Origin of the sequence: Micromonospora sp. M51 (assembly GCF_018070305.1) — a bacterium.
GTDB classification, from domain to species: domain Bacteria; phylum Actinomycetota; class Actinomycetes; order Mycobacteriales; family Micromonosporaceae; genus Micromonospora; species Micromonospora parva.
Genome location: NZ_JAGPXZ010000153.1, coordinates 1 through 10227, shown reverse-complemented (window position 1 = coordinate 10227; position 10227 = coordinate 1). Strand labels below are relative to the sequence as shown.

General features: G+C 71.7%; 9 protein-coding genes and 1 pseudogene. 6 read left to right on the top strand and 4 right to left on the bottom strand.

Annotated features, from left to right (window positions below; all coding sequences use genetic code 11):
* A pseudogene (locus tag KBX53_RS11245) lies at positions 1 to 462 on the top strand (hypothetical protein); the annotation flags it as partial.
* A gap of 84 nt (positions 463 to 546) precedes the next feature.
* A complete protein-coding gene (locus tag KBX53_RS11240; protein WP_030328114.1) occupies positions 547 to 1086 on the top strand; it encodes a nitroreductase family protein in 540 nt (179 codons plus the stop codon).
* Positions 1087 to 1098: 12 nt separating this feature from the next.
* Here the strand turns inward: KBX53_RS11240 and KBX53_RS11235 are convergent, their stop codons facing one another.
* Positions 1099 to 2085 (bottom strand): ArsR family transcriptional regulator, encoded by a 987-nt coding sequence (locus KBX53_RS11235; RefSeq protein ID WP_030328116.1) that lies wholly within the window; start codon positions 2083 to 2085, stop codon positions 1099 to 1101.
* A gap of 79 nt (positions 2086 to 2164) precedes the next feature.
* Here KBX53_RS11235 and KBX53_RS11230 point away from each other — a divergent pair, with 79 nt between their 5' ends.
* Both KBX53_RS11230 and leuA read left to right on the top strand, forming a co-directional pair.
* Complete coding sequence (locus tag KBX53_RS11230) at positions 2165 to 3436, top strand: MFS transporter (protein ID WP_210859007.1); 1272 nt, start codon at positions 2165 to 2167, stop codon at positions 3434 to 3436.
* Between the two features lie 236 nt (positions 3437 to 3672).
* Positions 3673 to 5424, top strand: a complete 1752-nt coding sequence (gene leuA / locus KBX53_RS11225) for a 2-isopropylmalate synthase (protein ID WP_030328119.1) — start codon at positions 3673 to 3675, stop codon at positions 5422 to 5424.
* A gap of 30 nt (positions 5425 to 5454) precedes the next feature.
* Here the strand turns inward: leuA and KBX53_RS11220 are convergent, their stop codons facing one another.
* Positions 5455 to 6918, bottom strand: a complete 1464-nt coding sequence (locus KBX53_RS11220) for an MFS transporter (RefSeq protein WP_210859006.1) — start codon at positions 6916 to 6918, stop codon at positions 5455 to 5457.
* A gap of 107 nt (positions 6919 to 7025) precedes the next feature.
* Here KBX53_RS11220 and KBX53_RS11215 point away from each other — a divergent pair, with 107 nt between their 5' ends.
* Both KBX53_RS11215 and KBX53_RS11210 read left to right on the top strand, forming a co-directional pair.
* On the top strand, positions 7026 to 7664 hold the full coding sequence (locus KBX53_RS11215) for an HNH endonuclease family protein (protein ID WP_210859005.1): 639 nt from the start codon (positions 7026 to 7028) through the stop codon (positions 7662 to 7664).
* On the top strand, positions 7658 to 8047 hold the full coding sequence (locus tag KBX53_RS11210; RefSeq protein WP_210859008.1) for a hypothetical protein: 390 nt from the start codon (positions 7658 to 7660) through the stop codon (positions 8045 to 8047). The genes KBX53_RS11215 and KBX53_RS11210 overlap by 7 nt, the downstream gene beginning before the upstream one ends.
* 26 nt (positions 8048 to 8073) lie before the next feature.
* Here the strand turns inward: KBX53_RS11210 and KBX53_RS11205 are convergent, their stop codons facing one another.
* Entirely contained in the window at positions 8074 to 9195 is a 1122-nt protein-coding gene (locus tag KBX53_RS11205; protein ID WP_030328126.1) for an ABC transporter ATP-binding protein, read from the bottom strand.
* Positions 9192 to 10205: an ABC transporter ATP-binding protein gene (locus KBX53_RS11200; protein ID WP_030328128.1), complete on the bottom strand. Its 1014-nt coding sequence runs from the start codon at positions 10203 to 10205 to the stop codon at positions 9192 to 9194. Before KBX53_RS11200 ends, KBX53_RS11205 begins: the two co-directional genes overlap by 4 nt.
* Positions 10206 to 10227 lie beyond the last annotated feature (22 nt).

Sequence of the window (10227 nt, the reverse complement as noted above, 5' to 3'; positions counted from 1 at the left end):
GCCGACGGGCTGTTCCAGTGCGCCCTGCCGTCGGCCGGTCACGCCGGGTCGGCGAGCTGCGTACGCCTGGGTGACCGCGACGACGCGGTGCCGCGCCGGTTGGACCCCCGGGTGCAGCACCCGCTCACCGACTGGCTGGATGTGCTCACCGACCGACGTGCCCCGCTGGCGGTCGCCCCGGCCACCGCGCCCGAGGGCGTCACCGGCACCTGTTACTCGGTGGAATCCACCTCGGCGTCGCTCAACGCCCCGCTGGACGTGGGCATCTACTGCTACGACCGGGACGGCACGCCGACCGGTGTCCGGACCGGGGCCGGGACGCTGCGGCTGGCCGCTCCCCCCGCCCCGGCACCGGCCACCGTGCAACTGGCCGGCCCGGTGGTGATCGACCGGGAGCCGCTCGACACCGCGGCGCCGCCGACCCCGGACCCGTCGGAGAGCCCGAGCGCGGGAACGCCCTGATCTTCGTCCCGTTACGGGTGCTCTTGCCCACATTTCGCCACCCCGTCCTGAGCGACGAATCACCCATACGGGACGATCCGTCTTATGGCCGATCTCACCCCGCTGCTCGCCTACCGCTGGAGTCCGCTGGCGTTCCACCCCACCGCGGAGCTGAGCGCGGCCGACGCGTCCTCCCTGCTGGAGGCCGCCCGCTGGGCACCCTCCCTGGGCAACCGCCAGCCCTGGCGGTTCACAGTGGGCTACCGCAACGACGACACCTGGAAGCGCATCCTGGTCAACCTGACCGAGCGCGACCAACGCTGGGCGCACCGGGCCGCCGCGCTGCTGCTCGCCGCGCACGTCGACCCGGACGCCGCGCCGGCTGACGGGATCGCGTACGACCTGGGCCAGGCGGTCGCCCACCTCACCGTGCAGGCCACCGCGCTGGGGTTGCACGTCCGGCAGGTGCTGAGCGTGGACCGCGGCGGGCTCGCCGCCGACCTGCACCTCCCCGCCGACGTGCGGCCGTACGCGGTGCTCGTCGTCGGGCAGCTCGGCGACCCGCTCAGCCTGCCGGCGGACCTCGTCGCCGAGGAGACCGGCCTGCGCCGCCGCCGACCGTTGGCCGACCTGCTGCTCGGCTGACCGGTCAGCCGGCTACCCGCCGCGGCTGGCGCGCAGCAGGACCACTGCGGCCTCGGTGTTGCGATAGAGCACGTGCCGGCCCTGTCGGGACCGGTTGACCAGGCCGGCGGCGTGCAGCGCGGCCAGGTGTTGGGAGACGTTCCCGGCGGACATCCCGGTGAGTCGGGCCAGATCGGTGGTGGTGGCCGCCGTGTCGAGCCGGTGCAGCAGCACGGCCCGGCCGGGGCCGATCACCCGCCCCAGCGGGTCGCCCGGCGGCGGCGCTGTCGCCTCCCAGAGCGTCCCGACCGCTCGGACCGGGTACGCGCCGGCCGGCAGCGAATCCTCCAGCAGGTTCCACAGCACCCGCCGCCCGCTGAACACCGTCGGGTTCAGCGCCAGTCCACGACCCCGCAGGTCGAAGTCCCGCTCGAACGGGTCGTCGCTGACCACCCGGTCGCCGAGCCAGCGCAGGCTCGGGTGCAGCTGCTCGAAGAACCGGCCGGCGCCGTTCTCCGCGAGCTGGGCGGCCCGGTACGTCACGTCGGCGTCGAGCAGGGCCTGCATCCGTGGCCAGTCCGGGGCGATCGCCTCGTCGTACCAGACCCGCACCGCGTCGACGAGCTGCGGCAGCAGCCCACCGGGGTCGGCGAGCAGCGCCTGCCCGAACGTACCCAGCGGCCGGCGCGGGGTGGTCGCCAGCAGGTCCTGGACCACCACGGCCGGCGGCGTGGCGGCGATCTGTTCGAGTTGCTCGGCCATCTCCACGTTCGGCCGGGCGGCCGGGGTGAGGAAGTCGGGCAGCCAGCAACGCGGTCGGGCCAGCTCCACCAGCGGTCGGACCCGGGAGGCCACCTCGGGCCGACGCAGGGTCACCCGGGCGCGGTCGATCCAGGGCAGGTGCACCGCGTAGTGAATTGGGCTGGCCAGCGCCCACATGCTCATGACCGTCTCGTTGACCGGCGACACGGCCAACCGCACTCCCGCCACGTCGGCCACGTTGAACCGCAACTCGGACACGCACCCTCCCCGGGAGCAGGATTCGGTTGAGCCTAAAAGACTCGACCACCGTCATGGGGGCACGGTTCACTCACCGGCCATGGGGGCCAGAGACACCATTCGCACCGTTGTCCACCACGTCGTACCGCCGGCCGGGCTGACCCGCGCGCTGGCCGTACAGGCCATGGTCGGAGCCGTCGGCAGCGGCCTGTTCCACGCCGGCAGCGCCGTCTTCTTCACCCGGGCACTCGGGCTCAGCGCCGCCCAGGTGGGGCTGGGCCTGTCCGTAGCGGCGGGGGTGTCGCTGCTCGGCACGGTGCCGCTGGGTGGGCTCACCGACCGGTACGGGCCGCAGCGGGTCTGGGTGGTCGGGCTGGTGCTGGACGCGGCGCTCTTCGCGACCTACCCGTTCGTCGGCGGCTTCACGGGTTTCCTCGCCGTGGTGGTGGCGCTGGCCGCCGTGGAGGCCGCGACCGGTGTGGCCCGGCAGGTCTACTCGATCAACGCGCTCCCCCCGGCCGAACGGGTCACGGCGATGGCGTACCAGCGCTCGTCGTTGAATGTCGGCTTCGGGCTCGGCGCGGTGATCAGCGGCGTGGTGCTGGCGGTCGACACGATGGCGGCCTACCGGGGGATGGTCTGGTTCATCGCGACGGTCTTCCTGGTGACGGCCCTCTTCGTGCGACGACTGCCCCGCCTGCCGCAGGTGGCCCGGCCGGTTGAGCCGATGAGTCGGCTCGCCGTGCTCCGGGACCGTCCGTTCATGGCGGCATCCCTACTCTCCGGGCTGCTCACCGCGCACCAGACGCTCTACCTGACGGTGATGCCGCTCTGGATCCTCACCCACACCGACGCCCCGAAGACGGTGATCGCCGCCCTGGTGCTGCTCAACACGGTCCTGATCGTGCTGCTCCAGGTACGCGCCAGCCGAGGCGCTGACACCGCGTCGGGCGCGGCCCGGGCCTCCCGCCGGGGCGCCCTGCTGATCGCCCTGTTCTGTCTGGTCCTGCCGATCTCCAGGCTGACCCGGGGCGGCCTCACCGTCGTGGTGCTGGTGGCCGCCGCGACGCTGCTGATCCTGGCTGAGCTGATCGAGTCGGCGGGCGCCTGGGGGCTCACCGCCACCCTGCCGCCGGCCGCCCAGCGCGGCGCGTACGTGGGGGCGTTCCGGCTCGGCTCCCAGGTGCAGTACTTGATCGCCCCGGCGGGGTTGACCGCGCTCGGGGTGAGCACCGGCGGCTGGGGTTGGTTACCGACGGCAGCGATCTTCGCGCTGGTCGGGCTGGCGATCGTGCCCGCCGTGGCCTGGGCCGAACGGACGCCGAGGCTGGGTTGCCAGGCCCCGGAGCCGGCGATGACCTCGGTCCCATAGTCCGGACCGGCCTTTCCACCCCCCGTTCCATCACGTAGGGTGACCTGGTCATGTGGCAGGCGCTGCTCCTCCTTAGCCGCCGCGACGAGGCCTGACCGGCCGGCACCTCGTCGCGGAGTCGCATCGCGCCGTCCAGCACATCTGAGTTTCCTCTCGGCACCGCCGCGCATCGTCGCCCGGCATCCGCCGACACCTTCCGATCTGCTGACGCCACATGTTCCAGGGAGCACTCTGAGATGGCTCAACCTGTCACCGACACCGAGTCCAATCCGTTCGCCCGGCAACGCCCCAGCCGGATGCCGTACCACCGCTACCAGCCCTACCAGGAGCAGTTCCGGGTCGACCTGCCGGACCGCACCTGGCCCACCCGCACCGTCGACGCCGCCCCCCGGTGGTGCGCGGTGGATCTCCGCGACGGCAACCAGGCCCTGATCGACCCGATGTCGCCGGAGCGCAAGCGCCGGATGTTCCAGCTGCTGGTCCAGATGGGCTACAAGGAGATCGAGGTCGGCTTCCCGTCGGCCAGCCAGACCGACTTCGACTTCGTCCGGCAGCTCATCGAGCAGGACATGATCCCCGAGGACGTCACCATCCAGGTGCTCACCCAGTGCCGGGAGCACCTGATCGACCGGACGTTCGAGTCGCTGCGCGGCGCCAAGCGGGCCATCGTGCACTTCTACAACTCGACCTCCACCCTGCAGCGGCGGGTGGTCTTCGGCCTGGACAAGGACGGCATCGCCGACATCGCCACCACCGGGGCGCGGCTCTGCCAGAAGTACGCGGAGATCCACACCCCGGACACCGAGATCTTCTACGAGTACTCGCCGGAGTCGTACACGGGCACCGAGCTGGAGTACGCGCTGGAGGTCTGCTCCCGGGTGATCGACGTGATCGACCCGACCCCCGACCGGCCGCTGATCATCAACCTGCCGGCCACCGTCGAGATGGCCACCCCCAACGTGTACGCCGACTCGATCGAGTGGATGCACCGGCACCTGCCGCGCCGGGACAGCGTGGTGCTGAGCCTGCACCCGCACAACGACCGGGGCACCGGCGTGGCCGCCGCCGAGCTGGGCCTGCTGGCCGGCGCGGACCGCATCGAGGGCTGCCTGTTCGGCAACGGTGAGCGCACCGGCAACGTCGACCTGGTGACCCTGGGGCTCAACATCTTCTCCCAGGGCATCGACCCGATGATCGACTTCTCGAACATCGACGAGATCCGGCGGGCGGTCGAGTACTGCAACCAGCTGCCGGTGCACGAGCGCCACCCGTACGCGGGCGACCTGGTCTACACCGCTTTCTCCGGCTCCCACCAGGACGCCATCAAGAAGGGCTTCGACGCCCTCGCCGCCGACGCGAAGGCGGCCGGTGTGCCGGTGGACGAGCACACCTGGGCGGTGCCGTACCTGCCGATCGACCCGAAGGACCTGGGCCGCACCTACGAGGCGGTGATCCGGGTCAACTCGCAGTCCGGCAAGGGCGGCGTCGCGTACATCATGAAGAGCGAGCACCAGCTGGACCTGCCGCGCCGGCTCCAGATCGAGTTCTCCGGGGTGGTGCAGCAGGTCACCGATCACGACGGCGGCGAGGTCGACCCGGCCGCCATGTGGGAGATCTTCGCGACGCACTACCTGCTCGACCACCAGCCCGACCCGGCGGTCCGGCTGGCCGGCTACACGATCGGCACGGCGGACGGCAAGGTCGAGATCGAGGCCCACGTCGGGGTGGGCGGCGAGCAGCGGTCCCTCGCCGCGGTCGGCAACGGTCCGATCGACGCATACGTCAACGCGCTGCAGTCGGTCGACGTGGGCGTGCGGGTGCTCGACTACCACGAGCACGCGCTCTCCTCCGGCGGTGACGCGCAGGCCGCCGCGTACGTGGAGTGTGAGGTGGACGGGAAGACGGTCTGGGGTGTCGGCACCGACGCCAACATCGTCACCGCGTCGATCAAGGCGGTCACCAGCGCCGTCAACCGCGCACGTCGCTGATCCCAAGCGTCGCGTCCCCGAGGTGGTCCGCTACCTCGGGGGCGTGGCGGCGGGCAGCGAGTGGCAGGGCTGCGACGGCGGGGCTTCCCGGGGCGGTCGGTGGACCAGCACGAGGGCCAGCACCGCGCCGGCCAGCAGCAGCCCCGCGCACCAGGCCAACGCCGCGCGGTACGCGTCGGTCAGGTCGGCCTTCTGCTCGTAGCCGGCGCCGGAGAGACCGACCAGCAGCGGCAGCGCCGCCACCGCGAGCAGGCCGCCGGCACGGGACGCGGCGTTGTTGAAGCCGCTGGCGACACCGGAGAAGCGGTCCTGCACGGCGGCCAGCACCGACGCGGTCAGCGGTGCCACCACCAGGGTCAGCCCGATGCCGAAGAGCAGCACGCCGGGCAGCACGTCGCGCCAGTACGACGCGCCCGGTCCGACTCCGCGCAGCAGCAGCAGACCGACGGCGGCGATCACCGGTCCGACGGCGAGGGGCAGGCGCGGGCCGATCCGCCCCGACAGCGCGCCGGCCCGCGCCGACCCGACCAACAGCAGCAGCGTCATCGGCAGCAACGCGATGCCGGTGCGGAAGGCCGACCACTCGACCACGTTCTGCAGGTAGACGGCGAAGAAGAAGGTGAAGCCGCCGAGCGCCGCGTAGACGACCACCGTGAAGAGGTTCAGCACCGAGAAGAGTCGGCTGCTGAACAGCCCGGTGGGCAGCATCGCGGCGTCGCCCCGCCGCCGCTCCAGCAGCACGAAGGCCACCGCGGCGAGCACACCGACCGCTGCCGCGATCAGCACCTCGGCGGAGTCGAACCCGCGAGCCGGCGCGTCGATCAGGGCGTAGGTGACGCCGGCGAGCGCGAGCGCTCCGAGGAGGGCTCCGGCGACGTCGAACCGACGTCGTGCCCGATCCCGTCCCTCGGGCACCCAGCGCAGCGCGGCCAGCAGCACCAGCACGGCGATCGGCAGGTTGAGGAAGAAGATCCAGCGCCAGGAGAGCGCGTCGATGAGCCAGCCGCCGATGAACGGGCCCAGCGCGGTGGACACGCCGGACAGCCCGGCCCAGGCACCGATCGCGCGGCCCCGGTCGTCGGGGTGGAAGCTCGACTGGAGCACCGACAGCGACCCGGGCGTGAGCAGCGCGCCGCCGGCGCCCTGGAGGAACCGCGCTCCGATCAGCCAACCGGTGTCCTGGGCGAGCCCACAGAGCACGGAGGCGGCGGTGAACCAGACCACGCCGATGAGGAAGATGCGTCGCCGGCCGAAGCGGTCCCCCAGCGCACCACCGAGCAACACGAACGCCGCCAGCATCAGCAGATAGCCGTTGATGGTCCACTGGAGATCGGCGACGTTCGCGCCGAGATCCTGCCCGAGCCTCGGCAGCGCCACGTTGACGACAGTGCTGTCGAGGAAGACCATGCCAGAGGCGAGTACGGCGGCGAGCAGCGTGCCCCGGCCGGCGGTGGTGCCCATCCGGAGGGCTGCGGCCGGCACGGGTGCGGTCATCCCACCAATCTGCCTTGCATCATGTGGGAGACGCCACGAAACGCCGAAACCGTTCCCGGGTACTGTGCGCAATCGCCGGGAGCCCCCAAGCTGGAGAGGTGTCGTCTGTGCGTACCAGATCAGGACCGCGAGCGGCGGTGGCTGCGCTTGCCGCGGCGCTGGCGCTCGGCGTGGCCGGTTGCGTCCCGCCGGATGAGCCGGCCACCCCGCCGCCGAGTGACGGCGGCAACGCGGTGGAGCAGTTGAGCGAGCTCACCGTCGCCACCGCCGGCTCGATGAAGGGCTACAGCCGGGACCGCTTCCCGCACTGGCGGGACACCGGCAAGAACTGCGACGTCCGGGACAGCATCCTCCAGCGCGACGGCAAGGACGTGAAGCTCTCCGGCTGCAACGTGGTCGGTGGGCGCTGGGAGAGCGTGTACGACGGTCGCAGCTTCTCGGATCCCTCCGACGTGGACATCGATCACATGGTGCCGTTGGCCAACGCGTGGCGCTCGGGTGCCGACGAGTGGGACAACGCGAAGCGCGGCGACTTCGCCAACGACACCACCCGTCCGCAGCTGTTCGCGGTTTCCGCCTCGTCGAACCGGGCAAAGGGTGACCAGGACCCGTCCCAGTGGAAGCCGGCAAACCGATCGTACTGGTGCAAATACGCCCAGGATTGGGTGACGGTCAAGCACTACTGGCGGCTGACGGTGACCAGCGCCGAGAAGGCCGCACTGACCGACATGTTGGAGGGCTGTTGAGTGGGGAGCGAATCGTGACCGCCGCCGGGGAGGGCGTCCCGTCCGCCGCCGGCATGACCGCCGACGGCACCGCCGAGACTCCCGCCGCCGTGCCAGGTGCCGGCATGGTCGCGGATTCCGGCGGCGCGGCCGGCCCGCAGAGCCGCACCACCGACATCGTGCCCGGCCCGGGCGGCGTGATGACCGACGAGGTCGGCGTCGTCACCGGGGACCTGACGCTGCGCACCGAGTACGCGGACGGCAAGGTCACGGTGCGGGTGCAGTACAAGGACGCGGACGAGTGGTACGCGGTGACCGGCACGTCGGTCACGCTGGCCGACCCGGCCGGGCTGGACGCGGTGCACGGCGTCGCGGTGGGGCTGCTGAACCGCCCCGAGGGCTGACGACCGCCGGCACCGCGTCCTGCGGCTCAGACGTACGAACCGGGCTCGGTGGGCGCGGAGACCACGCCCGGCGCGTCCCCCTCGCCCTCGGGCCGGACGATCTGCGCGCTGACCCCGTGCGGACGCAGTTCGCCACTGGCGATCTGCTCGGCGAAGTGACACGCCACCCGGCTGCCACCGATCTCCCGCAACACCGGTCGCTCGTCGGCGCAGCGGGTGGGCTGCGCCCACGGGCAGCGCGTGTGGAAGCGGCAGCCGGACGGCGGGTTGGCCGGCGACGGCAGGTCACCGGCGAGCAGGATCCGCTCCCGGCGGTCCTCCACGTCCGGGTCCGGCACCGGCACCGCGGACATCAGCGCCCGCGTGTACGGGTGCAGCGGCTCGTTGTAGAGCCGGTCGCTCGGCGCCTCCTCGACCAACGCCCCCAGGTACATGACGCCGACCGTGTCGGAGATGTGCCGGACCACCGCGAGGTCGTGCGCGATCACCAGGTAGGTCAGCCCCAGGCTGTCCTGGAGTTCGTCCAGCAGGTTGACCACCTGGGCCTGGATCGACACGTCGAGCGCCGAGACCGGCTCGTCGGCGACGATCAGCTCCGGCCCGAGGACCAGCGCGCGGGCGATGCCGATGCGCTGCCGCTGCCCGCCGGAGAACTCGTGCGGGTAACGGGACAGCGCCCAGCGCGGCAGCCCGACCGCGTCCAGGGTCTCGCCGATGATCCGTCGACGGTCGGTGCGGTCGGCGCCGATCCCGTGGGTCTGCAGGCCCTCGGTCAGGATCGACTCGACGTTCTGCCGGGGGTCGAGACTGGACATCGGGTCCTGGAAGATCATCTGCATCCGGCGACGCATGCCGCGCAGCTTGCCGGGCGGCAGCGTGGTCAACTCGACACCGTCGAAGCTGACCTCACCGGCGGTCGGCGGGGTGAGCTGGAGCAGCGCCCGACCCAACGTGGACTTGCCGCAGCCGGACTCACCCACCAGGCCGTACGTCTTGCCCCGCGCGATGCTCAGGTCGACCCCGTCGACGGCCTTCACCTGGCCGACCACCCGGTCGAAGAGCACCCCCCGTTTGATCGGGAAGTGCACCTTCAGATCGCGCACCTCGACGAGGACGTCGTTCTCGGTTCGCTCGCTACGCTCGCTCACGCTGATTCCTCCTCGCGCGGGGCGGGCACCGTGCCGGGCACCGGCTCCGGGTTCACGCACCGGTAGCTACGTCCGTCGTACGCCTGCACCAGCTCCGGCGGCTCGCCCACGCACTCGTCGATCCGTCGGGAGCAGCGCGGGGCGAAGGCACAACCGTCCGGCCAGGGCAGCAGGTCGCGGACCGAACCGGGGATCGGGTTGAGCTTCTCGCCCCGCCCGGCGTCCAGGCGCGGCACCGAACCGAGCAGACCCACCGTGTACGGGTGACGCGGCTGGCGGAACAGCGGGCGTCGGCGGGCCGTCTCCACCACCCGGCCGCCGTAGAGCACGTTCACGGTGTCGCACATGCCGGCCACCACGCCCAGATCGTGCGTGATCATCAACAGCGCGGTGCCGGAGTCCCGGACCAGTTCCTTCAGCAGCTCCAGGATCTGGGCCTGGATGGTGACGTCGAGCGCGGTGGTCGGCTCGTCGGCGATCAGCAGCCGCGGCTGGCAGGCCACCGCCATCGCGATGAGCGCACGCTGGCGCATCCCACCGGAGAGCTGGTGCGGGTACTCCTTCAGCCGCCGCTTCGGGTCGGGGATGCCGACCCGGTCGAGCAGCGCCGCCGCCTCCTTCGCCGCGGTCTCACCCTTCATCCCCCGGTGCCGGGTGAGCACCTCGGTCACCTGCAACCCGATCGGGATCACCGGGTTCAGCGAGGAGAGCGGATCCTGGAAGATCATCGCGATGTCCCGGCCCCGGATGTCCCGCCGCGACCGGTCGTCGAGCTGGAGCAGGTCGGTGCCGTCGAAGACGGCCTTGCCGCCGACCCGCAGGCCCGGCTGCTTGGGCAACAGACCCATGATCGCGAGCGAGGTGACGCTCTTGCCGCAGCCGGACTCACCGACCAGGCCGACCACCTCACCGGCGTCGACCGAAAAGGACACCCCGTCGACAGCGTGCACGGCCCGCTGACCGCGGCGGGCGAACGTGACGGCGAGATCTTCAACTTCGAGCAGTGCCATCAGGGGCCTACTTCCGCAGCTT